A 26077-nucleotide genomic window follows, 5' to 3' on the forward strand; every position below is an offset into this window, starting at 1 on the left:
GCGCAGGACGAGCCGCGCGGCGTCGCAGACCCGCCGCACCGGGTCGTCCGCGTCGGTCCCGGCGCTCAGGAACGCCGTCATGTCGGCCAGACAGCTGCCCCCGCCGCCGGGCCCGGCCGACAGCTGAACCCTCCGCGCCGCCGAGCCCGGCCGACAGCTGAACTCCCGCGCTGCCCGGCCCAGCCGGCAGCTGAACCGGAGCGCTGCCCTGGCCCGAACCAACGGGCGACGCGCCTCAACCCCGCCGGGTACAGTGCGGAGATCAGCAGATCCCAGGGTGAGGCCCCCGCACGTGTTGACGCAGACCACCACCCGGGTCCTCGAACCGAGTGACCTGGACGCCGCGCTCGCCGTCCTCGACCGCGAGCCGGTCGCGAACGCCTTCGTGGCATCCCGGGTGCAGATCGCGGGCCTCGACCCCTGGCGCCTCGGCGGCGAAATGTGGGGCTGGTACGAGGACGGCATGCTGCGGTCCCTCTGCTACGCGGGCGCCAACCTGGTCCCCATCTGCGCCACCCCGCGAGCCGTACGCGGCTTCGCCGACCGGGCACGCCGGGCGGGCCGCCGCTGCTCCTCGGTCGTAGGCCCCGCCGAGTCCACCGCCCAGCTGTGGCGGCTGCTCGAACCGAGCTGGGGCCCCGCCCGCGAGGTCCGCGCCCACCAGCCGCTGATGGTCACCGACCGGCTCCCCTCCGACATCACCCCGGATCCGTACGTCCGCCGCATCCGCAAGGACGAGATCGAGGCGATCATGCCGGCGTGCGTGGCGATGTTCACCGAGGAGGTCGGCGTCTCGCCGCTCGCCGGGGACGGCGGGCTGCTCTACCAGGCACGGGTGGCCGAACTCGTGGGCTCCGGGCGGTCGTTCGCCCGCCTCGACCGCAGCGGCAGGGTCGTCTTCAAGGCGGAGATCGGCGCCGCGACGGGCCAGGCCTGCCAGATCCAGGGCGTCTGGGTCGCCCCCGAATACCGCGGCCACGGCCTCGCCGCCCCCGGCATGGCGGCCGTCATGCGCTACGCGCTCGCCGATGTCGCCCCGGTCGTCAGCCTGTACGTCAACGACTTCAACACGGCTGCCCGGGCGACGTATCGCCGCGTGGGCTTCCAGGAGATCGGCGCGTTCATGAGTGTCCTGTTCTGACGTTCCCGGACGGGCTCCACGGCACCTCACACGCCCCACTGTTCGCCGGGTAGTCTCGCCGACATGCTGCGCTTTCCCGGTCAGGGCCCCCGCACCCCCGACGACGCGGTCATCGGCCCGCTGGATCTCGCCGCGCACGTCGACGAGGCGCTCGCCGTGCAGGCTCTCGCCTTCGGGCTCGGCGCCGACGAGATCGCCGTACGCCGCCAGATCGTGCTGCGCCACCTCGCCTATCCGGGAGCCCGTGCGCTCGGCGCCACCACCGTCGACGGCAGGCTCGTCGGCTTCGTCTACGGCATGCCCAACGACCGTACGCACTGGTGGTCCACCGTCGTCGAGCCGTATCTGCGGGCCCAAGGCCACGAAGGCTGGCTCGACCACTCCTTCGTGATCACCGAGCTGCACGTGCACCCGCGCTACCAGAACCGCGGTATCGGCCGCGCCCTGATCACCGGCATCACCGACACCGCCGCCGAGCCCCGCTCCATCCTCTCCGCGATCGACACCGACAGCCCCGCCCGCGGCCTGTACCACTCCCTGGGCTACGAGGACCTGGCACGCCAGGTCCTCTTCCCCAGCGCGCCCAAGCCTTACGCCGTCATGGGCGCGCCCCTCCCGCTCCGCAGGCGCTAACCGATTTCCACCGGGATGGACCGCCCGGCTAACCTCCTAGCCATCACCCTTGAGCAGCAGGAGTCGAGAATCATGGCCCAGGTCCAGCGCATGTCCCGTTTGATGGTCAAGACACTGCGTGACGACCCGGCGGACGCCGAGACGCTCAGCCACAAGCTGCTCGTCCGCGCCGGCTATGTGCGCCGCAACTCCGCGGGCATCTGGACCTGGCTGCCGCTGGGCAAGAAGGTCCTCGACAACATCTCCCGCGTGGTGCGCGAGGAGATGGACGCGATCGGCGCCCAGGAAGTCCTGCTGCCCGCGCTGCTCCCCAAGGAGCCGTACGAGGCCTCCGCCCGCTGGGAGGAGTACGGCGACCTGCTCTTCCGCCTCAAGGACCGCAAGGGCGGCGAGTATCTGCTCGGCCCGACCCACGAGGAGATCTTCACCCTGGTGGTGAAGGACCAGGTCGCCTCGTACAAGGACCTGCCGGTCATGCTCTATCAGATCCAGACCAAGTACCGCGACGAGGCCCGTCCGCGCTCCGGCGTGCTGCGCGGCCGTGAGTTCCAGATGAAGGACTCGTACTCCTTCGACACGACGGACGAGGGCCTCGCTCAGTCGTACGCGCTGCACCGCGCCGCGTACCAGAAGATCTTCCAGCGCCTCGGCCTCGACTACCGCATCGTGTCGGCCGTCTCGGGCGCGATGGGCGGCTCGGCCTCGGAGGAGTTCCTGGCCCCCGCCGCCGCCGGTGAGGACACCTTCGTGGACTGCCCGGCCTGCGACTACGCCGCCAATACGGAGGCCGTCACCTTCACGTTGACGCCCGTGGACGCGGAGCACGGCCCGGTCGAGGAGCTGGACACCCCCGACACCCCGACCATCGAGACGCTTGCCGAGCACCTCGGCGTTCCGGCCTCCGCGACCCTCAAGAACCTCCTGGTCAAGATCGACGGCGAGATCGTCGCCGTCGGCGTCCCCGGCGACCGTGAGGTCGACCTCGGCAAGCTCGGCGAGCACCTCGCCCCGGCCGTCGTGGAACTCGTCACGGCCGAGGACTTCGAGGGCCGCGGCGACCTCGTACGCGGCTACGTGGGCCCGCAGGGCCTGGAGAAGGTCCGCTACATCGCCGACCCGCGCGTGGCGCCGGGCACGGCCTGGATCACGGGCGCCAACAAGATCAACACGCACGCCCGCAATGTGGTGGCCGGCCGTGACTTCGAGGTCGACGACTACCTGGACGTGGTCGTCGTGCAGGAGGGCGACCCGTGCCCGAACTGCGGCACCGGCCTCAAGCTGGACCGTGCCATCGAGATCGGCCACATCTTCCAGCTCGGCCGCAAGTACGCCGACACCTTCCAGCTCGACGTCCTCGGCCAGCAGGGCAAGCCGGTCCGCGTGACCATGGGCTCCTACGGCATCGGCGTCTCCCGCGCGGTCGCGGCGCTGGCCGAGCAGTCGGCGGACGAGCAGGGCCTGTGCTGGCCCAAGGAGATCGCTCCCGCCGACGTCCACGTGGTCGCCGCGGGCAAGGCCCTGCAGACCGAGCTGGCTCTCGACGTGTCCGAGAAGCTGGGCGCCGTGGGCGTACGCGTCCTGGTCGACGACCGCGCCGGCGTCTCCCCGGGCGTGAAGTTCACCGACGCCGAACTCATCGGCGTACCGCAGATCCTGGTCGCAGGCCGCCGCTCCGCCGAGGGCGTCCTGGAACTGAAGGACCGCCGCACCGGCGAGCGCGAGGAGCTGACGGTGGACGAGGCGATCGCCCGCCTGACGGCGTGATCGGGTGATCACGGCATGATCGAGTAATTGAAGAGACCCCTCTCAGAGACTTCTTGAGAGGCGTATGGGCGCCTCACAGACCTCTCAGGCTGCTCGCTGCTCCCCGACCGTAGGACGTGACAGAGCGTCATTCGGGAGGGGAGCAGCCGTGACAGGCGGCGAGCGGGGGGCCGCCGCGGCAGCCCGCCGAGGGACACGGCGTACGGCGGCCGCGGCGGTCACGCTGGCACGGCGGCGGCCGGGGTCTTCGCCCTCGCCGGTTCGATGCAGGCGGACGCGGACACGACGGCGTCGAGCGGCACGAGTTCGTCGAGCGCGAGCAGGGACACTGGTTCGAGCAGCGGTACGGATTCCTCGTCGAGTCCGTCCACGTCCTCGGACAGCTCCTCGAACTCGTCGTCCCCCTCGGACTCGTCGTCCCCCTCGGACTCGTCGTCCCCCTCGGACTCGTCGTCCCCCTCGGACTCGTCGTCCTCCTCGGACTCGACCCTCCAGCCGCCGTCCGACAACCCCGCGTCCTCAGGCAGCGGCGGCTCCGCCGACTCCACTTCGGGGGCGTCGTGATGAGCACCGTTTCCCGTTCCACGGCCGCCGCCGACTGGCGCGCCCTCGGCGCACACGCCGGGCCGCGAGGCGGGTCGGCGGCTACCACGGCACTTGGGTCCCGGCGGCCGAGGCCGCCATCCGCACACTCGGCACCGCCGACCTCGGAGCGGGCGTGCTGGCCGCGCTGCCCACCGACCGCTGCGGCTTCGCCGAAAACGGCACGTGTGCTGCGCTGCCTGGCCCTCGAACCGGCGGGCCAGTGCGGCCCGTGCCTCAACGGCCTGCCCCGGATCGCCGCCGCCTTCCAGACCCTGGCTGCCCCGGTCCGCACGGCGCCACCCGCGAGAACGTCGCCCGCTGGGCCGGACTCGTCGAGGGCCGCGGCGCCTGCCACCACACCGACGGGTCGGTCCGCCTGGTCCGCCGCGCGCTCACGACCTTCGCCTCCGAACTCGACGCCCACGCCGCGGGCCACTGCACGGCGACCGACCGCACCCCCTTCGCCACCCGTCCCCGGCAATCGGAGCTGACATGGAATCCGACCCCGATCCGCGTCTCGACGTCGACTGGACCGCTGCCAGGGCCACGCTCTGTGCGGCGCCGAACTCCTCCCCGAGCACATCACGCTCGACGAGTGGGGCTACCCCTTGCTCCGACCGGCGCCCGTTGCCCCGCACGACCCTGAAAGGCGCTCGCAGAGCCGCGGCCGACTGCCCGGTCATGGCCCTCGAACTCACCACCACGCAGGGGAGTTAGAGCCAGCCCGCGAACTCCAGCAGCAGCTCCGCGTCCCGCGGTCGCCCGACCCGCCGGGCCCGGACACCCGACTCGACCGCCCGGAACAGGGTCCAGCCGCGCAGCCGTTCCTGGTCGACGTCCAAGGACTCGGCGAGCCGCTTCACCCGCCGCCGGGTGATCGACGACCCGGAAGGGGACGCGATCAGGTCCTCCACCCGGTCGCGGACCAGCCGGGCCAGATCGAAGGCGCACTCGCCGACCACCGGGTCGGGGCCCACGGCCAGCCAGGGCACGCGCTCACCGGCGAGCACCTTGCTCTGCCGGAAGGTGCCGTGCAGCAGCCGCTCCTCGGGCGGCGCGGCGAGCAGCTCCTCGCGGGCCGCCAGGGCCGCGTCCACCAGGTCCGCGACGTCGGTGTCCGCATCAGCCGCCGCCCGCATCGCCTCGGCCTGTCGCCCGGTCCGCTCGGCGACGCTCTCGAAGAGATGGGCGGCGGGCGGCTCGACCCACAGCCGGCGCAGTGTTCCGGCCGCCTCCAGCAGGGCCTTCGCCTCGGGCAGTGACCGCACGGACATGTCCGGGTGCAACCGCTCCAGCAGCAGTACGCCGTGGGTGTCGCCGGGATTGAGGAGCCGGACCGCGCCCCGTCCGTCCCAGTGGGCGAGCGCGGCCCGCTCACTCTCCGGACGGGCCCGCTCGGGCGCCAGCTTCAGCACGGCGGGCGTTCCGTCGATCTGCCGCACCAGCACCACCAGGCTGCTGCGCCCGCCCGGCGCCTGCACCCGCTCCACGGTCAACTCGCGTAGAACCACGGCCTGTTGGGCCAGCTCGGGCAGCTTGTCGAGCCATTCACCGGTCCCGTCGGCGCCGCCCTGCCGGGTCTCTTCCAGAGCCCGCACGAGGCGCTGCGGCGGTTCGAAAGCCATGCGCGAGTGGTTCCCTTCCAGGTCGCGTTACGTCTTTGAGGGCGCCGCCGCGGACGGGCCGGCCGCCCGCTCGGCGAGACCAGGGAAGGCTACGCTCTCGCCGCTCCAGCGCACCGCCCGCACCGCCGACTCCCGCAGCGCCTCGGCCGCCGTGCTCCGCAGGTCGCCGGTGGCGGCGCGCACGAGGTCGGAGTACACCCCGGCCACCCGGTCCTCCAGCTCGGCCGCGAGCCGCACAGCGGTGGCCGGGTCCCGCACCGCGAACGGCAGCGCGTACGCCGCCGACGCGGCCTCGGGCTTGCCGCCCAGGTCCCGCACGGCCCGCGCCCACTCGTCCCGCCGTGCCCGGTGGGCGTCGTACGCCGTCCGCGCCTCGTCGCGCCGGCCCGCGCCGATCTTGCCGCCGACGACGCCGTACCCATAGACGGCGGCATGCTCGGCGGCCAGTGCGGCCTGCAGCGCCGTCAGCTCGGCTTCCCCGGCCCTCTTCGTCCCGCTCACTTCGCCCACTCTCTCAACACGTACGCGTGCGCCGCTCCGGCCGCCGCCACCGAGGCCAGCAGCCTGGCCAGCTCTCCCGGAACATCCAGCAAGGCCTTCGTCCGCTCGTCCGCGAGGGCACGCTCGGCCGCGGCGAGATCGCGGAGCGCGTCCTTCGGGCGGTCCGACACAGCGAGGGAGGCGCTGGCGGAGGGCGAGACGGAGGGTGAGGCGGAGGGCGAGGCGGCAGGTGTGGCAGACGCCGACGATCGGCTTCCGGCAGCCCCGAACGCTTCCGCGTGCCGGACGACCTCCGCGCGCAGCGGGCGCAGCGCCTCCGCCAGCGCCGGGTGCGCGTCGATCACGACGGCGTACCGGCCGGCCAGCGTCTCGCTGTCGCGGGCCGCACGCGCGCGTGCCCGGTCCGCGGCCGAGAGGCTGCCGCCCGTCGTGTCGGTGGACGGCTCGGGGGCGGAACAGCCCGCGAGTACGAAGGCGCTCGCGGCGGACGCGAGCAGGCTCCTTCGGCGCGGACCCGACGGGGTGCGCGACGGCAGGGTGAACGGCACGACAGACGTCCTCGGAGGGCTCGTACGAAAGGGAGGGCGGCACGCCCGTGATCACGGTACCCGCGACCCTCCCGATCACTGTCCAGCGGCACCCCTCCTCGGCGTCCCCGCCCCCGGACCCCCGCTCAGGTGGACGGCAACACCCCCGGCGACCGGATACCCTTTGACCTGACACACGACCTACCCACAACAGCACACGCGGCCGAGGAGTCACCCGGATGAGCACCACCCAGAGCGAGAGGCTGCGAGAACTGCTGGAACCGCTCGTCAGCTCTCAGGGACTCGATCTCGAGGAGATCGAGGTGGACTCGGTCGGACGCAAGCGCGTGCTGCGCGTGGTCGTCGACTCGGACACCGGTGCCGACCTGGACCAGATCGCCGATGTGAGCCGCGCGCTCTCGGCGAAGCTCGACGAGACGGACGCGATGGGCGAGGGCGAGTACACCCTCGAGGTCGGAACCCCCGGTGCCGAGCGTGAGCTCAAGGAGCACCGTCACTACGTGCGCGCCACCGACCGCCTGGTGAGGTTTCAGCTGGCGGAAGACGGTGAGCTGATCGCCAGAATCCTGACCGTGGACGACGACGGCATCGACGTCGAGGTGCCCGGCGTGAAGGGGCGCAAGCCCACCGCGAAGCGGCTCGCCTTCGGGGACATCGCCAAGGCGCGTGTCCAGGTCGAGTTCAACCGCAAGAACAAGAACGAAGAGACCGAAGAGAACGCAGAGGAGGCGTAGCCGTGGACATCGACATGAGTGCCCTGCGGGGCTTGGTACGGGAGAAGGAGATCTCCTTCAGCCTGTTGGTCGAGGCGATCGAGTCGGCCCTCCTCATCGCCTACCACCGCACCGACGGAAGCCGCCGCCACGCGCGCGTGGAGCTCAACCGGGAAACCGGCCACGTGACGGTGTGGGCGAAGGAGGACCCCGAGGACCTGGAGGAGGGGCAGGAGGCGCGCGAGTTCGACGACACCCCGAGCGGGTTCGGCCGCATCGCCGCGACCACCGCCAAGCAGGTCATCCTGCAGCGCCTGCGGGACGCCCAGGACGACGCGACCCTGGGTGAGTACGCCGGCCGCGAGGGCGACATCGTCACCGGTGTGGTCCAGCAGGGCCGCGACCCGAAGAACGTGCTCGTCGACATCGGCAAGCTCGAGGCCATCCTGCCGGTGCAGGAGCAGGTCCCCGGCGAGAACTACGAACACGGCCTGCGGCTGCGTTCGTACGTCGTCCGGGTGGCGAAGGGCGTCCGCGGCCCGTCCGTGACCCTGTCGCGCACCCACCCCAGCCTGGTGAAGAAGCTCTTCGCGCTCGAGGTGCCGGAGATCGCCGACGGGTCCGTCGAGATCGCCGCGATCGCCCGCGAGGCCGGTCACCGTACGAAGATCGCCGTGCGTTCCACCCGCAGCGGCCTGAACGCCAAGGGTGCCTGCATCGGCCCCATGGGCGGACGGGTGCGCAATGTGATGGCGGAACTGAACGGCGAGAAGATCGACATCGTCGACTGGTCGGACGACCCGGCCGAGATGGTGGCGAACGCGCTGTCCCCGGCCCGCGTCTCCAAGGTCGAGGTCGTCGACCTCGCGGCCCGCTCCGCGCGCGTGACGGTCCCCGACTACCAGCTGTCACTGGCGATCGGCAAGGAAGGCCAGAACGCCCGGCTCGCCGCCCGCCTCACGGGCTGGCGGATCGACATCCGTCCGGACATCGAGCAGCCTGCCGAGCAGCGCGGGGAACAGTCCGGGGAATAGATCTGAGCCGCAGGTGGCTGAGATCACGACAACGTCCGTTCGATTCTTGCCCCAAAGGGGTGAGGTCGGTACGGGGAGGTAGACTTAAGAGTGTCTGGCCGGACGCGAGCCCGCGCATGCCCTGAGCGCACCTGTGTGGGGTGCCGGGAGCGAGCGGCCAAGAAGGACTTGCTGCGGATCGTGGCGGTCGAGGGCGAATGCGTCCCCGATCATCGCGGTACGCTGCCCGGCCGGGGTGCGTATGTGCACCCCGCCCTGGTCTGTTTCGACCTGGCGGTCCGCCGCCGGGCGTTCCCACGGGCGCTGCGCGCCCCGGGACCGCTCGACACCGCGGCGTTGCGCCTCTACGTCGAGCAGGCAACACCGTAAGAAGCGTCGTACGGAACCCCCGTGCGGCCCTGGTACCCCGCGAGTTGGAAGTAGGTCGAGATTGCGATGAGCACTCGATGAGCACGCGATGAGTACGCCCATGAAGTAGCGACGGTCCGGACGCAAACCCGGACCTAAAAGGAGCGAAGTGGCTAAGGTCCGGGTATACGAACTCGCCAAGGAGTTCGGCGTGGAGAGCAAGGTCGTCATGGCCAAGCTCCAAGAGCTCGGTGAATTCGTCCGTTCGGCGTCCTCGACGATCGAGGCGCCCGTAGTACGCAAACTGACTGACGCCCTCCAGCAGGGCAACGGAGGCGGCAAGCCCGCATCCGCTCGCAAGGCTGCCCCGGCCAGGCCGGCAGCTCCCTCTCCCGCGCAGGCCGCCCGTCCGGCTGCCCCGCGCCCGCCGGCCCCGAAGCCGGCTGCGGCCGAGAAGCCCGCCGAGGCCCCGGTCACGCCGGCCGCTCCGGGCCCGCGTCCCACCCCGGGTCCCAAGCCCGCTCCGAAGCCCGCTCCGGCGGCTCCGGCTCCGGCCGCTCCCGAGTTCACCGCGCCCCCGTCGGCCCCCGCGGCTCCCGCCGCTGGTGCTGGTGCCGGTGCAGCACGTCCGGGTGCGCGTCCCGGTGCCCCGAAGCCCGGTGGTGCCCGTCCGGCCGGTCCCGGCCAGGGTGGTCAGGGCCGCGGCGACCGTCCCGAGCGCGGCGACCGTCAGGGCGCTCCGCGTCCCGGCGGCCAGGCCTCGCGTCCCGGCGCTCGTCCGGCCGGCCCGCGTCCGGGCAACAACCCCTTCACCTCTGGTGGCTCCACCGGCATGGCGCGCCCGCAGGCGCCCCGTCCGGGCGGTGCACGTCCCGGCCCCGGCGGACACGGTGGCGCAGGCGCCCCCGGCGGCCCGCGCCCGCAGGGCGCGGACCGGGACCGTGGTCCCCGTCCCCAGGGTGGTCCCGGTGGCGCTCCGCGTCCCCAGGGCGGTCCGGGCGGTGCCCGTCCCACTCCCGGCGGTATGCCTCGTCCTCAGGGTGGTCCCGGCGGCGCTCCGCGTCCCGGCGGCGGCCCCGGTGGTAACCGTCCGAACCCCGGCATGATGCCGCAGCGTCCCGCTGCGGGCCCGCGTCCCGGCGGCGGTGGCCCTGGTGGCCGCGGTCCTGGTGGCGGCGGCGGTCGTCCCGGTGGTGGACCCGGTGGCGGCGGCGGCGGTCGTCCGGGCGGCGGCGGCTTCGCCGGTCGTCCCGGTGGCGGCGGCGGTGGCGGCTTCGCGGGTCGTCCCGGTGGCCCCGGTGGCGGTGGCGGCGGTTTCGCCGGCCGTCCGGGTGGTCCCGGCGGTGGCGGCGGTGGCCGTCCCGGCTTCGGCGGTCGTCCGGGTGGTCCCGGTGGCCGTGGTGGCACACAGGGCGCCTTCGGTCGTCCCGGCGGTCCCGCGCGTCGTGGTCGCAAGTCGAAGCGGCAGAGGCGCCAGGAGTACGAGGCCATGCAGGCCCCGTCGGTCGGCGGCGTGATGCTGCCTCGTGGCAACGGACAGTCCGTCCGTCTGTCGCGCGGTGCGTCCCTCACCGACTTCGCCGAGAAGATCGGCGCCAACCCGGCGTCGCTCGTCGGCGTGATGATGAACCTCGGCGAGATGGTCACTGCCACGCAGTCCGTCTCCGACGAGACGCTGAAGCTCCTCGCGGACGAGATGAACTTCGTCCTCGAGATCGTCAGCCCCGAGGAGGAGGACCGCGAGCTGCTCGAGTCCTTCGACATCGAGTTCGGCGAGGACGAGGGTGGCGAGGAGTTCCTCGTCGCGCGTCCGCCGGTCGTGACCGTCATGGGTCACGTCGACCACGGTAAGACCCGACTGCTCGACACCATCCGCAAGACGAACGTCGTCGCGGGCGAGGCCGGCGGTATCACGCAGCACATCGGTGCGTACCAGGTCACGACCGAGGTCAACGAGGAAGAGCGCAGGATCACCTTCATCGACACCCCGGGTCACGAGGCGTTCACCGCCATGCGTGCCCGTGGTGCGAAGTCGACCGACATCGCGATCCTCGTGGTGGCGGCCAACGACGGTGTGATGCCCCAGACGATCGAGGCGCTGAACCACGCCAAGGCGGCCGACGTGCCGATCGTGGTCGCGGTCAACAAGATCGACGTCGAGGGCGCGGACCCGACGAAGGTGCGCGGTCAGCTCACCGAGTTCGGTCTGGTGGCCGAGGAGTACGGCGGCGACACCATGTTCGTCGACATCTCCGCCAAGCAGGGTCTGAACATCGACCAGCTGCTCGAGGCCGTGGTCCTGACCGCGGACGCCTCGCTCGACCTGCGGGCCAACCCGGAGCAGGACGCGCAGGGCATCGCGATCGAGTCCCACCTCGACCGTGGTCGCGGCGCCGTCGCGACCGTCCTGGTCCAGCGAGGCACCCTGCGGGTCGGCGACACCATGGTGGTCGGCGACGCGTACGGCCGTGTCCGCGCGATGCTCGACGACAAGGGCGAGAACGTGGAAGAGGCGGGTCCCTCGACCCCGGTCCTCGTCCTCGGTCTCACCAACGTCCCGGGCGCCGGCGACAACTTCCTGGTTGTCGACGAGGACCGCACGGCACGTCAGATCGCCGAGAAGCGCGCGGCGCGCGAGCGCAACGCCAACTTCGCCCGCCGGGGTGTCCGGTTCTCCCTGGAGAACCTGGACGAGGCCCTCAAGGCCGGTCTGGTGCAGGAACTCAACCTCATCATCAAGGGCGACGCGTCCGGTTCGGTGGAGGCTCTCGAGTCCTCGCTGCTCCAGCTCGACGTCGGCGAAGAGGTCGACATCCGCGTCCTGCACCGCGGTGTGGGTGCGGTCACCGAGTCGGACATCAACCTGGCGACCGGCTCCGACGCCATCGTCATCGGCTTCAACGTCCGCGCCGCGGGCCGAGCGGCGCAGATGGCGGAGCGCGAGGGCGTCGACGTCCGGTACTACTCGGTGATCTACCAGGCCATCGAGGAGATCGAGGCGGCCCTCAAGGGCATGCTCAAGCCGGAGTACGAGGAGGTCGAGCTCGGCACGGCGGAGATCCGCGAGGTCTTCAAGTCGTCCAAGCTGGGCAACATCGCCGGTGTCCTGGTCCGCTCGGGCGAGGTCAAGCGCAACACCAAGGCGCGCCTCATCCGCGACGGCAAGGTCATCGCGGAGAGCCTCAACATCTCCGGGCTGCGTCGCTTCAAGGACGACGTCACCGAGATCCGCGAAGGCTTCGAGGGTGGTATCAACCTCGGAAACTTCAACGACATCAAGGTCGACGACGTCATCGCGACGTACGAGATGCGCGAGAAGCCGCGGTCGTAAGCGGTTGTTCAAGCTGGCCGGCGGGGACATGTTCCCCACCGGCCAGCTTGCCGTCTGCCCCCCGGGATCCTTTGACCGCGGGCCGGTGGGGGCTTGTCGGCGTCCACGCGGCGGAGCCGTAAATTGTCACAGCCCCGCGCCCCTTACGGGGCGTGGAAACTCCGTCGAGCGAGCCCGGCGTTCGTTGTACCGTTCTGATGTCCCCGCCAAGCATTTGGCTGGGCCATCTACCCCGTACCGGCGGGATATCCGGATACCTATATGTACGTGGGGACGCTGTCCTTCGATCTGCTCCTCGGCGACGTTCGCTCGCTCAAGGAGAAACGCTCTCTCGTCCGGCCGATCGTCGCCGAACTTCAGCGGAAGTACGCGGTGAGCGTCGCGGAGACAGGCAACCAGGATCTTCACCGCAGGGTCGAGATCGGCCTCGCGGTGGTCTCCGGAGACACCGTGCACCTCACCGACGTCCTGGACCGGTGCGAGCGGCTCGTCGCGGCACGACCGGAGGTGGAGCTGCTGTCGGTACGGCGCAGACTCCACACAGACGAAGACTGACGAAACAAGCAAGGCGAAGAAGGAGACGGACCAGTGGCCGACAACGCGCGGGCTAAGAGGCTGGCGGACCTCATCCGAGAGGTGGTGGCCCAGAAGCTGCTGCGCGGGATCAAGGACCCGCGGCTCGGTTCGCATGTCACCATCACGGACACCCGGGTCACCGGGGACCTCCGGGAGGCGACCGTCTTCTACACGGTGTACGGGGACGACGAGGAGCGCGCGGCGGCCGCCGCGGGCCTGGAGAGCGCCAAGGGCGTGCTCCGCTCAGCGGTCGGCGCGGCGGCGGGCGTGAAGTTCACGCCGACGCTGACCTTCGTCGCGGACGCTCTGCCGGACACCGCCAAGACCATCGACGACCTGCTCGACAAGGCACGGGCCTCCGACGAGAAGGTGCGCGAGGTCTCGGCCGGTGCGACCTTCGCCGGTGACGCGGACCCGTACAAGAAGCCGGGCGAGGACGACGAGGACGACGCCACCGAATGACCCAGAAGCACCAGACGCCCGACGGGCTTGTCATTGTCGACAAGCCGTCGGGCTTCACTTCGCACGACGTGGTCGCCAAGATGCGCGGGATCGCCAGGACCCGCCGCGTCGGACACGCCGGCACCCTCGACCCCATGGCGACGGGCGTGCTCGTCCTCGGTGTCGAGAAGGCGACCAAGCTCCTCGGGCACCTCGCGCTCACCGAGAAGGAGTACCTGGGCACGATCCGGCTCGGCCAGAACACGCTGACGGACGACGCCGAGGGCGACATCACCTCGTCCACCGACGCCTCCGCCGTCAAGCGCGACGCCATCGACGTCGGGATCGCCAAGCTGACCGGCGCCATCATGCAGGTGCCGTCCAAGGTCAGCGCCATCAAGATCGACGGCGTGCGCTCGTACAAGCGGGCCCGCGAGGGCGAGGACTTCGAGATCCCGGCCCGCCCGGTGACCGTCTCGTCGTTCGCGGTGTACGACATCCGTGACGCCGTCGCCGAGGACGGCACACCGGTGCTCGACCTGGTCGTCTCGGTGGTCTGCTCGTCCGGCACCTACATCCGGGCGCTCGCCCGCGACCTCGGCGCGGACCTGGGCGTCGGCGGTCACCTCACCGCCCTGCGCCGCACCCGCGTCGGCCCATACAAGATCGACTCCGCGCGCACCCTCGGCCAGCACCAGAAGGAGCTGGCCGTGATGCCCATCGCGGAGGCCGCCGCGGCCGCGTTCCCGCGCTGGGACGTGGACGCCAAGCGGGCCCGACTGCTCCTGAACGGCGTACGTCTGGAGATGCCCGAGGTGTACGCGGACAAGGGCGCCGTGGCGGTCTTCGATCCCGAGGGCCGGTTCCTGGCGCTGGTGGAGGAGCAGAAGGGCAAGGCGAAGAGCCTGGCCGTGTTCGGCTGACGTTCTCCCCGGGCGGACCGGCCGTGCGCTTTTGCCGCCCGTGGAGCGGCGATCACGGGGTCTCGTGCCCGCCGCTCCACAGTCCCCCCTCGGTTCCCCCACCCAAGGGTGTATCCATCCGCCCTCTCCTATTCACCCCATCGAGCAGGCGCTCGGAGTGAACCGAGGGAGCGGAAGGGGGCGCGTTCGCCACGCGATCTGTCCAGCTGATCACCTCGCGCCTACCGTCAGAAGCACAAGCGCGGCGGGGAGGTTCGAGCATGGCGGGACGAGGCCCGCGGACCGGGGGCCGAGTGGCGGCGAACGCTACCCGTGAGCCGCGGGACGAGGCCACCGGCGGCGGCTTCCGCGGCGGCCGGGAAGGCTTCGATGACGGCAACGCCGCTCCGGGCGGCGGCGCGCTGGTATGCGTCCGCGACCTGGCGGGGCGTCCGCGCGGCATGGGTTTCGCCGTCGACCACCACGGCACGGTGATCACCAGCCACGAAGCCGTCGACGGCCTGGCCCGCCTCGTCCTGCACGCCCCCGGCGACCGCACCTGCGTGGTGAGCGTCGACGCCGTCACACTCCTGCCCGACGCCGATCTGGCTCTCGTACGTACCGAAGGTCTCGGCCTGGACCCGCTCCCCGTCACCGTGCGGGATCGTGTCGCGACCGGCACGTATGTCCGGATCGCCGCGGGCGGCTGGCGTGAGGCGCGCGTGCTCGGCACCTCCGCCGTGACGTACACGGCGACCGACCGCTTCCATCTCCTGGGCGACGCCCTGGAGTTGGCGATCGGCACGGCGGGTGCGGACGCGCTCCGGCTGGGCGGAGGGGCGGCCGGGGGACCGGTCATCGACGCCGTGACCGGCGCGGTGGTGGCCGTCCTCGGCACCGCCCTGCACGCCCCCCACGGCGCTGCCGGGTTCGCCGTCCCGCTGCGAGGGGTGCCGGGGCCGCTCGCCGCGCTGCTGGCCCGCAACGCCGAGACGGTACCCGCGTACGGGGCCGATCTGAATCTGGCGGGGGTAGTGGAACTCACCGCGACCTCGGTGGGATCGGACGGCCCGGGAGCGGCGACCTCGGTGCGATCCGGGGGCGCGGGCCCCGACCCCGTCGAACGAGCTGAAGCCGTAAGGGAGTTCGAGGCCTTCGAGACCGGCCCGACCACCGTCCTCGGTCTCGTCGGCCCGCCCGGCAGCGGTCGTACGACGGAACTGGCGGCGCTCGCCGCCCGCCGCACTCGGGGCGCCGAACCGGCCCCCACCCTGTGGCTGCGCGGCGCCGACCTCCTCGCCACGGACACCTCGGTGGCGGACGCGGCGACGCGGGCACTGGAGCGGGCGGGACGGATCGTGGCGGCGTCGGGGGAGACCTCCGAGGACCACTCGGGGCTCACCGCGGCGCCGAGTGTGCTGCCTCCCGCCGGGTACGACGGTGAACTGGGCGACATCGGGCCGGAGCGGCTGGCCCGGCTGGCGCGGGACGCGGGCCGGCCGCTGCTGCTCCTTCTCGACGGCCCCGAGGAGATGCCGCCCGGCCTCGCCCACCGGCTGCCCGAATGGACCGAGGGGACGGCCGGGTGGCTGCGGCAGACCAGGGCGCGGCTGGTCATCGGCTGCCGGGCCGAGTTCTGGGAGCAGGCCGGGGTGGAGTTTCCGCGGGAGTCGCTGCACGGGGCCGAGGCCGGGTCGATTCCGCCGTGCGTGTGGCTGGGGGAGCTCACCGAGGCGGAGGCCCGGCGGGCCCGGTCGCGCGCCGGGATCCCCGAGGGCGCGCTCGCGGCTGCCGACGCGCGGCATCCGCTGGTGCTGCGGTTGCTCTGCGAGGTGCGGGCCGCACTGCCGGACGCGCCCGCCGGGCAGCTCGACCGGGACGACGTGTTCGCCGCCTACCTCGACCTCATGTGCCTGCGCGTCGCGGTCCGGCTCGCCGCGGCGAACGGGCTGCGGGGCACCGCCGTACGGCGGCTCGCCGCCCGGGTCTCCGGACAGGTGCACGAGGCCGCGCGGCGCTGTCTGGGCCCGGGGCAGGGCGAACTGGACCGCGAGTCCTTCGAAGCCGTCTTCCCGTGGGGTCCCGCGCCGGGAGGCCACCTCGCCGGCATCACCGGCTGGGCCTCCGCCGTGCTCACCGAGGGCCTCCTCGTCCCGGCCGGCAACGGCTACCGCTTCGCCCACGAGGAACTCGCCGACTGGATCCAGGGCACCCATCTGGATCTGGACGCGGCCCTGCATGCCCTGGTCCACCGGAGGCGCGCCGCAGCGGACCCGCGGGACCGTTGGGCGTCCGGGCCGGGCCCGTCGGCGCGGGAGGCGGACCCGGCCTTCGAGGCGACCGGGGCCCCGCGCGCGACTGCGGCGCTGGGCTCCCCGATGCCGTCGACCCCGGGAGCGAGCGGCCCCGTGGAAGCAGCCGGCCCGCGCCGGCGGCGAACCCGACGCGCCCGGCCGGCGTCCCCGGCCTCGCCCGATTTCTCCGCTCCCTCCTCCCACCCCCTCCCCGTGCCCCGGCACCGCATCGGCCCCGTCGTCGAGACCCTGCGCCTGCTGGCCCGTCAACAGGGCACCGCAGAGCTGGCCCTGCGCCTGACGGATCTGCTGCATGCCGCGGACGACCTGCTTCCCCAGACGCCCGGCCCGCTCGATGACCCCGCCTGGTGGGCCACCCATCTCTGTGCCGACGTCCTGCTCCGCGTGCCCGACGCGACGCCTTACGTCGGGGTGCTGCGACTGCTCGCCGAGCGGATCGTGCGGTGGCGGAGCCAAGGCAGGGGTGTACCGGGGGAGTTCGGGCCGGCGTTCTGGGAGGCGGTGGCCCTGCCGGAGGGGGAGCGGTTCGGCCTGCTGCGGCAGCTGGTCGTCGCGGACGAGGCACCACGTGCGGCGGAACCGGGCGGCGCCGGTATGCCCCGGGTCCCCGAACCTCGTACACCGGAAGCGCCCGCCGCCACCGCCCCTACCGGAGAGTCCACGGCCCCCCGCTACCTGGACGCCGTGGCGCGCCTGCTCTGCGCCCGCCCCGCCGCCGTACAACCCCACCTCACCCGGTGGTTCCACGACGAGCGCCCGCTTCCCGCGACGCCGCACGCGACCGTGGCGACGGCCGCGCAGGCCCTGCTGTACGCCCATCGGCGGCGGGCCCTGGACGACCTGGCCGAGGCGCTGGTGGACAGTGCGCACCGGCGGGGCGACGAGCTGCTCGGCGTGCTCGCCGAGGAGGAACCGTCGGCGGTGTGCCGGGCGGTGGACCGCTGGGCGCACGACGAGCGGCCGGCCCGGCGGGTGGCGGCGGTCGCCTACGGGGTGCGGGCCGCGCCGTTCGTGCGGACCGGGGCCGACCGCGAGCTGCTGCGCTACGCGGCGCTCGCCCTGCTGGCCCGCCCCGCCGACTGCACCCTGCACGGCGGCGCGCTCGGTCTCCTCGTACGGGATCCGCTCACGCGCGCCCGGTATCTGCCGCAGGCCCTGGAGCGCTTCACGGCCGGCGACTCGCGGCTGCCCCCGAGCGCACTGGTCGCCGCGCTCACCTCCCACCCGGAGCCGGTGCTCGCCGCGTTCCGGGCCAGGCTGCGGCAGCCCGGCCCCGACACCGGCGAGCTACTGCGCACGCTCGCCGACGTCACCACGCCCGCCCTCGCCCGCCAGATCGCGGCGTTGGTGAGGGAAGCCGTGGAGCTGCGCCCCGAGGCCGCCGCGCACGTGGCCGCGTACGTGGACCGGCGCCTCGCCCATGGGCCCGCCGCGCGCACACAGCTCTTCCCGCTGGTCAGCGGCCTGCTGGACGGCTGCCCCTGGCCGGTGCGGGCGGCGCTCGCGGAGGTCCTCGCGGCGCCGGACAGCCGCGCGTCGGGACCGCTGCGCCGCGAGCTGCTGGATCTGCTGCTCGCGCACGAGCGGGATCCGGCCGTCCTGGACACCCTCCTGAGGGCCGCCGCGGACGGCGCGGACCGCAGGGCCGAGGCGTTCACCCGCGAGCTGGTGCACCGCGCGGGACTCCTCCTGGTCCGCACCCCGGCCGGGGCCACCGGCTTCGACCGGGGCCTCGTCGACCTGGCCCGCCGCGTCCCGGGCTTCGCCGCCCTGGTGGCCCGCTGGCTCACCGGCGCTCCCGGCGAGTGGGCCGGGGTGGTCGGCCCGAGCACCCGCCGCATGATCGAGAACCTGGCCGGGCTGCGGGTCCCCGCCTGACCCGGGCCCCTCGGCATTGCGCGATGCGTCACAGCTCGATGCCGATGCAAGCCGAGCGCACGCGGCATGGCACCCTTAGAGCTGCGAATGAGGCAATCACGGACACGGGTTCGACAAGGAGCGGTCACAGTGCAGCGCTGGCGTGGCTTGGAGGACATCCCCGAGGACTGGGGGCGCAGCGTCGTCACCATCGGTTCCTACGACGGGGTGCACCGCGGGCACCAGCTGATCATCCGGCACGCCGTGGACCGCGCCCGTGAGCTCGGCGTGCCCTCCGTCGTGGTCACCTTCGACCCGCACCCCAGCGAGGTCGTGCGCCCCGGCAGCCATCCCCCGCTGCTCGCCCCGCACCACCGCCGCGCCGAGCTGATGGCCGAGCTGGGCGTGGACGCGCTGCTCATCGTCCCCTTCACCACCGAGTTCTCGAAGCTGTCACCCGCCGACTTCGTGGTGAAGGTGCTGGTCGACAAGCTGCACGCCAGGGCCGTCGTCGAGGGCCCCAACTTCCGCTTCGGCCACAAGGCCGCGGGCAACGTCGACTTCCTGCGCGAGCAGGGAGAGACGTACGACTTCGAGGTCGAGGTCGTGGACCTGTATGTGAGCGGTGCGGCCGGGGGCGGCCAGCCCTTCTCCTCGACCCTGACCCGGCGGCTCGTCGCCGAGGGCGATGTCGAGGGCGCGCGCGAGATTCTCGGACGTCCGCACCGAGTCGAGGGCGTCGTCGTCCGCGGCGCCCAGCGCGGCCGTGAACTCGGCTTCCCGACGGCCAACGTGGAGACGCTCCCGCACACGGCCATCCCCGCGGACGGTGTCTACGCCGGCTGGCTGCACGTCGAGGGCGAGGCCATGCCCGCCGCGATCTCCGTCGGCACGAACCCGCAGTTCGACGGCACCGAGCGCACGGTCGAGGCGTACGCCATCGACCGCGTCGGCCTCGATCTGTACGGCCTGCACGTAGCCGTCGACTTCCTCGCCTTCGTCCGTGGCCAGGCCAAGTTCGACTCCATCGAGGCGCTCCTCGAGGCCATCGCGGACGATGTGAAACGGTCGCGGGAGCTGATCGAGGCGTACGAGGCCGACTCCGAGTAATCAGATACGCCGATGGGGGCGGCCGGTGCACGTGAACGCACCGGCCGCCCCCTCGACGTTCACTGAGGGACCGCCGCCCGCGCCCAGTGGCACGCCACCTGCCTCCCGCCGCCCCCGCCGAGCACCTCGAGGTCCTGGCCCCGGCAGGCGTCCGCCACGCCCGCCCGCTCCGCCTCCCCGCTCGCCAGGATCTGGCAGCGGGCGTGGAAGCGGCAGCCGGCAGGGATGCGCGAGGGATCCGGAGGTTCGCCGGTCAGCACGACAGGTTCGCCCGGTGCCTCCGGGAGGACGGACAACAAAGCCTGGGTGTACGGATGTTGAGGCGCCGTCAGGACCTGTTCGACCTCGCCCGTCTCGACGATCCGGCCCAGGTACATCACCGCGACGCGGTCGGCGATGTTCCAGGCCAGGCCCAGGTCGTGGGTCACCACCAGGGCGGACAGGCCGAGTTCGGTGCGCAGGCGCAGCAGCAGGGCGAGGATCTCGCCGCGTACCGACGCGTCCAGCGAGGCCACCGGCTCGTCGGCGACGATCAGCTCGGGCTCCAGGACGAGCGCGCCGGCGATCACCACGCGCTGACGCTGGCCGCCGGACAGCTCGTGCGGATAGCGCAGAAAGAAGCGCTCGGGAGGCCGCAGTCCGGCCCGGGAGAGGGCCTGCGCGACGGCCGCCCGCTCGTCGCCGCCGTACCCGTGGATACGCAGGCCCTCGGCCACCGCGTCGTACACCGTGTGCCGGGGGTTGAGCGAGCCGCTCGGGTCCTGCAGGACCAGCTGGACGCGCTTGCGGTACGCCTTCAGCGCGCGTGAGGAGTAGGCGAGCGGCTTCCCGTCGAACGTGACGCGTCCGCCGGTCGGTGGGACGAGGCCGAGGAGCGAGCGGGCCAGCGTCGTCTTGCCGCAGCCCGACTCGCCCACCAGTGCGACGATTTCGCCGGGCCGGATGTCGAGGTCGACGCCGTCGACGGCGCGGGCCCGGTCGGCGCCGTGGCGGCCGGGGAAGGTGACGTGCAGTCCCTCGGCGCTGAGGAGAGGTGGGGTCGTCATACGGTGCTCCTCGCGTCAGGGACCGGGGCCTCCGCGTGCACACACGCCGCCCAGCGGCCCGCGCCGGCCTCTCGCAGCGCCTGGTCCTGCGTCACACAGGTCTCCAGTGCCACCGGACACCGGGGATGGAACGTACAGCCGGACGGCAGTGCCGACGGATCCGGCGGGTCGCCCGGCAGGCCGCGCGGCGCGAACCGTGATGCCGTGTCGCCGATGCGCGGGAAAGCGGCCGACAGGGCCTTGCCGTAGGGGTGTTGAGCATCCTCGTAGACCTGCCGGGCGGGTCCCTCCTCGACGACGCGGCCCGCGTACATCACCGCGAGCCGGTCACAGGTGTCGGCCAGGACCGCCAGATCGTGGCTGATCATGATGAGGCCCAGCTCCTGCTCGCTGACCAGCTGTTCGATCAGCCGGAGGATCTGGGCCTGGATCATCACGTCGAGCGCCGTGGTCGGTTCGTCGGCGATGACGAGCTGGGGATCACAGGCCAACGCCATCGCGATCATGACGCGTTGGCGCTGGCCGCCGGAGAGTTCATGGGGGTACGCCTCCGCGCGGGCGGAGGGCAGTCCGACCTGTTCGAGCAGCTCGCCGGTCCTCTTCCTGGCGCCCGCCGGGGTCGCCTTCCGGTGCAGCAGGATCGGCTCGGCGATCTGGTCGCCGACGCGGTGCACGGGGTTCAGCGAGTGCATCGCGCCCTGGAAGACGATCGAGGCACCCGCCCAGCGCACCGCCCGCACCCGGCCCCACTTCATGCCCAGCACGTCCTCGCCGTCGAGCAGGATCTCCCCGCTCGTGCGCGTGCCCGCGGGCAGCAGCCGCAGCAGCGCCAGCGCCAGGGTGGACTTGCCGCAGCCGGACTCGCCCGCGATGCCCAGCTTCTGGCCCGCCTCCAGACAGAGGTCCACACCGCGTACGGCGGCCGACCCGCCCGCGTAGGTCACTTCGAGGTTCCTGACCTCCAGCAAGGTCAACGTGCCACTCCCAGCTTGGGGTTGAGGACCGACTCGACCGCACGCCCGCACAGGGTGAACGCCAGCGCGACCACCGCGATCGCGACACCGGGCGGCACCAGGTACCACCACTTGCCCGCACTGACCGCGCCCGCCTCCCGCGCGTCCTGGAGGAGCCCGCCCCAGGACACCACCGTGGGATCGCCAAGGCCGAGGAACGCGAGCGTCGCCTCGGCGAGGATCGCGGAGGAGATGATCAGGGTCGTCTGCGCCAGGACCAGCGGCATCACATTGGGCAGTACATGGCGGGACATGATGTGCCAGTGGCCGCCGCCGAGCGCCTTGGACCGCTCGATGTACGGCCGCGACTCCACGGCGAGGGTCTGCGCCCGCACCAGCCGGGCCGTCGTCGGCCAGGTCGTGACGCCGATCGCCAGGATGATCGTGCCGAGCGAGCGGGACATCACGGTCGCCAGCGCGATCGCGAGGACCAGCGTCGGCATGACCAGGAACCAGTCCGTGATCCGCATCATCACGGTCGCGTACCAGCCGCGGAAGTGTCCCGCCGTGATCCCGATCAGCGCGCCGATCGCGACCGACAGCACCGCCGCGAGCAGCCCGACCAGCAGCGAGACCCGGGCACCCCACACCACCAGCCCGAGCAGATTGCGTCCGAACTGGTCCGTCCCCAGCGGGAATGCGGAGCTCGGACTCTCCATCGGATCGCCGGGCGCGTTCGTCACGCTCTGCACGTCGGAGCCGACGGTCAGCGGAGCGGTCAGCGCGATCAGCGCGAACAGGGCGAGGGCGGCCAGCCCGAAGACGCCGGCCCGGTGGGTGCGGTACTGCTTCCAGAAACGGGCGGCGGAGTGGCGGCGGCGCTGCCAGGCGAGCGCGCGCGGGCTCTTCGCGGTCACCGGCGCGGACGTCTCGGCTGCGGTGGATTCGGTTGTCATCGGCCCACCCGTGGATCCAGTAGCGGATAGATCAGATCGGCCAACGTGTTCATCACGATCACCGCCGCCGCGAAGACGAAGAACAGCCCCTGCACCAGCGGCAGATCGGGCACGCTCAGCGCCTGGTAGAAGAGTCCGCCGAGCCCCGGCCAGGAGAAGACGGTCTCGACCAGGATCACGCCGGCGACCGTCCGGCCGAGGTTGATGAAGATCAGCGTGACCGTCGGCAGCAGCGCGTTCGGCACGGCATGCCGACGTCGTACGAGATCGTCCCGCAGGCCTTTCGCCCTGGCCGTCGTCAGATAGTCGCTGCCCATCTCGTCGAGCAGCGCCGAGCGCGTCACGAGCAGCGTCTGCCCGTACTCGACCGCGACCAGCGTCACCACCGGCAGGATCAGATGGTGAGCGACGTCGATGACGTACGCGAAGCCCTCCTTGCCCCCCGACTCCATGCCGCCCGTCGGGAAGAGGCCGGGGATCGGGCCGATGCCCACCGAGAAGACGATGATGAGCAGCAGGCCCAGCCAGAACGAGGGGATCGAATAAAGGGTGAGCGCCAGACCGGTGTTGAGCCGGTCGCTCGTCCCGCCGCTGCGCCACGCGGAGCGTGTGCCGATGAAGATGCCGAGCGCGGTGTAGAGGACGAACGCCGTGCCGGTGAGCAGCAGGGTGTTCGGCAGCGCCTCGGTGATCTTGTCGATGACGGGGGCGCGGAACTGGTACGAGGTGCCGAGATCGCCGCTCAGCGCCTTGCCGCAGTAGTCGGTGAACTGCTCCCACATCGGCAGGTCGAGCCCGAATTCCTTGCGGTAGTTGGCGAGTTGCTCGGCGGACACCTGACGGCCGCCGGTCATGTACTTGACCGGGTCGCCGGGGATGAGACGGAAGAGGAAGAAGCTGGTGACGAGAACGGCGAGCAGGGAGACGGCCGCGCCGCCCAACTTGCCCGCCACATATCGCAGATACGCGGTCCGGGTACGCGCCCTCGGCCCGCGGACCGACGGCCCCGCCTCGGCGGGACCGTCGGTCACCTCGACCAGCGAGGGTGTTGCCTCAGCGGTCATGAACTACTCATTCGCTCGTACGTTCATGGAGTGCCCTTGGAACGGGGTGGGCGCTACTCACGGTCCTCGGCCGTCGAGCGGCGCCGCATCGCGAAGAACAACCCGGCGCCCGCGAGGACGACAACGCCCGTGACGATGCCGATGATGACGCCCGTCGAACTCGAACCGTCGGAGGACGCACCGGAGGAGCCCGCCGGAACCGCCGACCACCAGCTCCAGTAGCCGTCCTGGCCGTAGATGTTGCCCGCGGCCTTCGGCATCGTCTCGATCGACTTGATCTGGTCGGTGCGATAGGCCTCGACCGCGTTCGGGTACGCCATGACGTTCATGTACCCGGTGTCGTACAGCCGCGACTCCATCTGCTTGACGAGGTCCGTCCGCTTGGCGGTGTCGTACTCGGCGAGCTGCTGGTCGTACAAGTCGTCGTACTTCTTGTCGCAGATGAAGTTGTCGGTGGCGCCGGTGTCCTTGGGGGTGGCGGGCAGGGCCGCGCAGGTGTGGATCGACAGGACGAAGTCGGGGTCGGGGTTGACGGACCAGCCGTCGAAGGCGAGGTCGTACTTGCCCGCCAGCCACGGGTCGGTCACGTTGTCCAGGCAGTTGAGGGTGACATCGATCCCGAGCTTGCCGAACCACTCCTTCAGGTACTGTCCGACCGCCTTGTCGTTCGGGTCGGTGGCGTGGCACAGGATCCGGTAGTTGATCGGCTTGCCGTTCTTCTCGACGCGCTTGCCGTCGCTGTTCTTCTTGTAGCCCGCCTGGTCGAGGAGTTGGGCCGCCTTCGCCGGGTCGTACGACAGCTCCTGGCTCGCCGAGGGCTTCCAGAAGTACGTCGAGAAGCGCGGCGGGATGTATCCCTCGCCCTTCACGGCGTGGCCCTGGAACACCTTGTCGATGAGCGTGTCCCGGTCGATCGCCATGAACAGCGCCTGGCGGACCTTCTGGTTGAGCAGCGACTCCGCGCCGTCACCGAAGTGCTTCCCGTTCTTGGCCTGGGCGCCGGGGTTGGTGGCCAGGGCGTAGAAGCGGCGGCCGGGGGCGTCGTTGACCTTGACGTTCGGCTCGCTCTTCAGCGCGGCCGACTGTGCCGGCGTCAGACCGGAGACGAACGACACCTCGCCCTTGCGCAGGGCCGCGACGGCCGCGTCACCGTCCTTGTAGTACTTGAAGACCAGCTCGTCGAACTTGGGCGCGCCGCGCCAGAAGCTCTTGTTGGGCTTCAGGCGTACGTAGCTGTCTGCCTTGTAGTCGGTGAGGACGAACGGCCCGTTCCCGACGATGGGGAAGCTCTTGTCGTTGTTGAACTTCGAGAAGTCCTTGACCTTCTCCCACACATGCTTGGGCACGATCGGCACATCGAGGGCGGCCATCGTGGCCTGCGGCTTCTTCAGCTCGATGACGAGCTTGGTGGCGCTGGGGGCGGTGACCTTCCTGAAGTTGGCGACGAAGCTGCCGTTGGCCGTGGCCGCGCCCTCGTCGGTCATCATCTTGTTGAACGTCCACGCCGCGTCCTCGGCGGTCGCCTGCTGCCCGTCCGACCACTTGGAGTTGGAGCGGATCGTGTAGGTCCAGGTCAGCTTGTCCGCGGACGGTTCCCACTTGGTGGCCAGGCCCGGGACCGCGTGGTTGTCCGCGGGGTCGTAGTTGGTCAGGTACTCGTACATGAGCCGGTGAACGCTCGTACTGACCAGGCGACTGGCGAGGAACGGACTCAGCGAGTCGACGCTCTGCGCGACCGCGACGGTGAGGACCTTCTTGCCCTCCTTGGCCTCGGCCTGCTGCGGTGCCGGGTTGAGCGGGGTCGCGAGACCGGCGGTGAGGGTGAGCGCGGCGGCGCCTGCGGCGGCGATGAGCCGGGGGCGCAGACGCCCTCTGTGGTGCTGATCGTGTGTGTTCATGGGTCGGTGACCTCGCGTCATCGCTTGCACAGAGATGGCTGGTTGAACGACTTGATCGGGGGACGCCGGCGGGGTTGATGTGTGTGTCTATCAGCGGCGGTCTCCGCGCGTCAACGGCACATGAACCCCATGTGGCCTGCGGAAATAACGAGTTGACGCGCATTTTTCGCTCATTGGTTCAGACCGGTGAAGCCCCCCTGGTGACGGCCTGACGGCTCGAAACGTCCCTGGACACGCGAAGAGCCCGCACCGTACGTGAACGGTGCGGGCCCTGGCGGGAATGGGCCCCCGGAAGGGGCCGATCGGGTTACTGCTGAGGGGGAGCGGGCGGGGGCGGGGTCTGGCCCTGGCCGTGATTCGGCTGGAAGGGCTGGCCCGGCTGGAACGGTTGGCCGGGCTGGGGATGTTGGGGCTGCTGGGGGTATGCCTGGCCGGGCTGCGGATAGGGCTGGCCCGGCTGCGGGTAGGGATGTGCGGGCTGTCCGGGCTGGGGATACGGCTGTCCGGGCTGCTGGGGCTGCGACTGCTGCGGGGCCTGACCCGGAACGGGCTGTCCGGGAACGTACTGACCCGGCATCGGCGGGGCGGCCACCGGCGGCGGGTTGCCGTCGTTCGTCCACAGCCCGTGTGACTGCTGGTGCCGTGCGATGTCCTCGGCCACCATCGCCGAGAGGTTGAAGTACGCCTCCCGCACCTTGGGCCGCATCATGTCGAGATCGACCTCGGCGCCCGCGGC

Annotated in this window: 21 protein-coding genes and 2 pseudogenes; 12 read left to right on the forward strand and 11 right to left on the reverse strand. The window is 71.7% G+C overall.

The genetic code is table 11. The annotated features are described in order from the left end of the window. Nucleotides 1–93, reverse strand: a pseudogene (locus tag AB0D27_RS38870) (TetR family transcriptional regulator); the annotation flags it as partial. A 199-nt stretch (nucleotides 94–292) separates the two neighbouring features. Between AB0D27_RS38870 and AB0D27_RS38875 the strand changes: the two are divergent. The 3 genes from AB0D27_RS38875 (at nucleotide 293) to AB0D27_RS38885 (ending at nucleotide 3538) form a co-directional block, all read left to right on the forward strand. Continuing rightward, nucleotides 293–1141, forward strand: coding sequence for a GNAT family N-acetyltransferase (locus AB0D27_RS38875; protein WP_362518488.1), 849 nt, complete (start codon nucleotides 293–295; stop codon nucleotides 1139–1141). A gap of 63 nt (nucleotides 1142–1204) precedes the next feature. Next, nucleotides 1205–1774, forward strand: a complete 570-nt coding sequence (locus AB0D27_RS38880) for a GNAT family N-acetyltransferase (protein WP_362518491.1) — start codon at nucleotides 1205–1207, stop codon at nucleotides 1772–1774. Nucleotides 1775–1846: 72 nt separating this feature from the next. After that, entirely contained in the window at nucleotides 1847–3538 is a 1692-nt protein-coding gene (locus tag AB0D27_RS38885; protein ID WP_362518494.1) for a proline--tRNA ligase, read from the forward strand. A gap of 218 nt (nucleotides 3539–3756) precedes the next feature. Here the strand turns inward: AB0D27_RS38885 and AB0D27_RS38890 are convergent, their stop codons facing one another. The 4 genes from AB0D27_RS38890 to AB0D27_RS38905 form a co-directional block, all read right to left on the reverse strand. Continuing rightward, nucleotides 3757–4086, reverse strand: coding sequence for a hypothetical protein (locus tag AB0D27_RS38890; RefSeq protein WP_362518497.1), 330 nt, complete (start codon nucleotides 4084–4086; stop codon nucleotides 3757–3759). A gap of 750 nt (nucleotides 4087–4836) precedes the next feature. After that, nucleotides 4837–5748, reverse strand: a complete 912-nt coding sequence (locus AB0D27_RS38895; protein ID WP_362518499.1) for an aminoglycoside phosphotransferase family protein — start codon at nucleotides 5746–5748, stop codon at nucleotides 4837–4839. Nucleotides 5749–5775: 27 nt separating this feature from the next. After that, nucleotides 5776–6249: a ferritin-like domain-containing protein gene (locus AB0D27_RS38900; protein ID WP_362518502.1), complete on the reverse strand. Its 474-nt coding sequence runs from the start codon at nucleotides 6247–6249 to the stop codon at nucleotides 5776–5778. Further along, nucleotides 6246–6797 carry a hypothetical protein gene (locus AB0D27_RS38905; protein ID WP_362518504.1) on the reverse strand — a complete coding sequence of 184 codons (552 nt, stop codon included), beginning with the start codon at nucleotides 6795–6797 and terminating at the stop codon, nucleotides 6246–6248. Before AB0D27_RS38905 ends, AB0D27_RS38900 begins: the two co-directional genes overlap by 4 nt. Nucleotides 6798–7015: 218 nt before the next feature. Between AB0D27_RS38905 and rimP the strand changes: the two genes are divergently transcribed. From rimP to AB0D27_RS38950, 9 genes are all read left to right on the forward strand, one after another. Beyond that, nucleotides 7016–7531 (forward strand): ribosome maturation factor RimP, encoded by a 516-nt coding sequence (rimP, locus tag AB0D27_RS38910; RefSeq protein ID WP_362518506.1) that lies wholly within the window; start codon nucleotides 7016–7018, stop codon nucleotides 7529–7531. Nucleotides 7532–7533: 2 nt separating this feature from the next. Next, a complete protein-coding gene (gene nusA, locus AB0D27_RS38915) occupies nucleotides 7534–8544 on the forward strand; it encodes a transcription termination factor NusA (protein WP_362518508.1) in 1011 nt (336 codons plus the stop codon). A gap of 90 nt (nucleotides 8545–8634) precedes the next feature. Further along, complete coding sequence (locus AB0D27_RS38920; protein WP_362518511.1) at nucleotides 8635–8913, forward strand: YlxR family protein; 279 nt, start codon at nucleotides 8635–8637, stop codon at nucleotides 8911–8913. Between the two features lie 148 nt (nucleotides 8914–9061). Then, entirely contained in the window at nucleotides 9062–12223 is a 3162-nt protein-coding gene (gene infB, locus AB0D27_RS38925; RefSeq protein WP_362518513.1) for a translation initiation factor IF-2, read from the forward strand. Nucleotides 12224–12484: 261 nt separating this feature from the next. Next, nucleotides 12485–12778 carry a DUF503 domain-containing protein gene (locus tag AB0D27_RS38930; RefSeq protein ID WP_362518516.1) on the forward strand — a complete coding sequence of 98 codons (294 nt, stop codon included), beginning with the start codon at nucleotides 12485–12487 and terminating at the stop codon, nucleotides 12776–12778. 33 nt (nucleotides 12779–12811) lie between these two features. Beyond that, a complete protein-coding gene (gene rbfA, locus AB0D27_RS38935; RefSeq protein WP_362518518.1) occupies nucleotides 12812–13261 on the forward strand; it encodes a 30S ribosome-binding factor RbfA in 450 nt (149 codons plus the stop codon). Next, a complete protein-coding gene (gene truB, locus AB0D27_RS38940) occupies nucleotides 13258–14163 on the forward strand; it encodes a tRNA pseudouridine(55) synthase TruB (RefSeq protein WP_362518521.1) in 906 nt (301 codons plus the stop codon). Before rbfA ends, truB begins: the two co-directional genes overlap by 4 nt. Before the next feature lie 440 nt (nucleotides 14164–14603). Further along, nucleotides 14604–18335, forward strand: coding sequence for a trypsin-like peptidase domain-containing protein (locus tag AB0D27_RS38945; protein WP_362518538.1), 3732 nt, complete (start codon nucleotides 14604–14606; stop codon nucleotides 18333–18335). A 129-nt stretch (nucleotides 18336–18464) separates the two neighbouring features. Then, nucleotides 18465–19424 (forward strand): bifunctional riboflavin kinase/FAD synthetase, encoded by a 960-nt coding sequence (locus AB0D27_RS38950; protein WP_362518523.1) that lies wholly within the window; start codon nucleotides 18465–18467, stop codon nucleotides 19422–19424. A gap of 59 nt (nucleotides 19425–19483) precedes the next feature. Here AB0D27_RS38950 and AB0D27_RS38955 read toward each other — a convergent pair whose 3' ends face one another. The 6 genes and pseudogenes from AB0D27_RS38955 to AB0D27_RS38980 form a co-directional block, all read right to left on the reverse strand. Continuing rightward, nucleotides 19484–20470, reverse strand: a complete 987-nt coding sequence (locus AB0D27_RS38955; RefSeq protein ID WP_362518525.1) for an ABC transporter ATP-binding protein — start codon at nucleotides 20468–20470, stop codon at nucleotides 19484–19486. Next, the gene (locus tag AB0D27_RS38960; protein WP_362518528.1) at nucleotides 20467–21444 is read right to left on the reverse strand and encodes an ABC transporter ATP-binding protein; all 978 of its coding nucleotides are present in this window, start codon (nucleotides 21442–21444) and stop codon (nucleotides 20467–20469) included. Before AB0D27_RS38960 ends, AB0D27_RS38955 begins: the two co-directional genes overlap by 4 nt. After that, nucleotides 21441–22379 (reverse strand): ABC transporter permease, encoded by a 939-nt coding sequence (locus AB0D27_RS38965; protein ID WP_362518530.1) that lies wholly within the window; start codon nucleotides 22377–22379, stop codon nucleotides 21441–21443. The genes AB0D27_RS38960 and AB0D27_RS38965 overlap by 4 nt, the downstream gene beginning before the upstream one ends. Beyond that, nucleotides 22376–23443: an ABC transporter permease gene (locus AB0D27_RS38970; protein ID WP_362518533.1), complete on the reverse strand. Its 1068-nt coding sequence runs from the start codon at nucleotides 23441–23443 to the stop codon at nucleotides 22376–22378. Before AB0D27_RS38970 ends, AB0D27_RS38965 begins: the two co-directional genes overlap by 4 nt. 53 nt (nucleotides 23444–23496) lie before the next feature. Beyond that, entirely contained in the window at nucleotides 23497–25341 is a 1845-nt protein-coding gene (locus tag AB0D27_RS38975; RefSeq protein ID WP_362518535.1) for an ABC transporter substrate-binding protein, read from the reverse strand. Nucleotides 25342–25648: 307 nt separating this feature from the next. After that, nucleotides 25649–26077, reverse strand: a pseudogene (locus tag AB0D27_RS38980) (topoisomerase II); the annotation flags it as partial.

Source organism: Streptomyces sp. NPDC048415, from assembly GCF_040651675.1.
Lineage (GTDB): Bacteria > Actinomycetota > Actinomycetes > Streptomycetales > Streptomycetaceae > Streptomyces.

What these genes read in the sequence shown, in the direction of transcription:
- AB0D27_RS38880 (WP_362518491.1), top strand. Translation starts at nt 1,205, where the DNA reads ATGCTGCGCTTTCCCGGTCAGGGCCCCCGCACCCCCGACGACGCGGTC.
- AB0D27_RS38885 (WP_362518494.1), top strand. Translation starts at nt 1,847, where the DNA reads ATGGCCCAGGTCCAGCGCATGTCCCGTTTGATGGTCAAGACACTGCGT.
- AB0D27_RS38895 (WP_362518499.1), bottom strand. Translation starts at nt 5,748, where the DNA reads ATGGCTTTCGAACCGCCGCAGCGCCTCGTGCGGGCTCTGGAAGAGACC.
- rimP (WP_362518506.1), top strand. Translation starts at nt 7,016, where the DNA reads ATGAGCACCACCCAGAGCGAGAGGCTGCGAGAACTGCTGGAACCGCTC.
- AB0D27_RS38930 (WP_362518516.1), top strand. Translation starts at nt 12,485, where the DNA reads ATGTACGTGGGGACGCTGTCCTTCGATCTGCTCCTCGGCGACGTTCGC.
- truB (WP_362518521.1), top strand. Translation starts at nt 13,258, where the DNA reads ATGACCCAGAAGCACCAGACGCCCGACGGGCTTGTCATTGTCGACAAG.
- AB0D27_RS38945 (WP_362518538.1), top strand. Translation starts at nt 14,604, where the DNA reads ATGGGTTTCGCCGTCGACCACCACGGCACGGTGATCACCAGCCACGAA.
- AB0D27_RS38955 (WP_362518525.1), bottom strand. Translation starts at nt 20,470, where the DNA reads ATGACGACCCCACCTCTCCTCAGCGCCGAGGGACTGCACGTCACCTTC.
- AB0D27_RS38965 (WP_362518530.1), bottom strand. Translation starts at nt 22,379, where the DNA reads ATGACAACCGAATCCACCGCAGCCGAGACGTCCGCGCCGGTGACCGCG.
- AB0D27_RS38970 (WP_362518533.1), bottom strand. Translation starts at nt 23,443, where the DNA reads ATGACCGCTGAGGCAACACCCTCGCTGGTCGAGGTGACCGACGGTCCC.
- AB0D27_RS38975 (WP_362518535.1), bottom strand. Translation starts at nt 25,341, where the DNA reads ATGAACACACACGATCAGCACCACAGAGGGCGTCTGCGCCCCCGGCTC.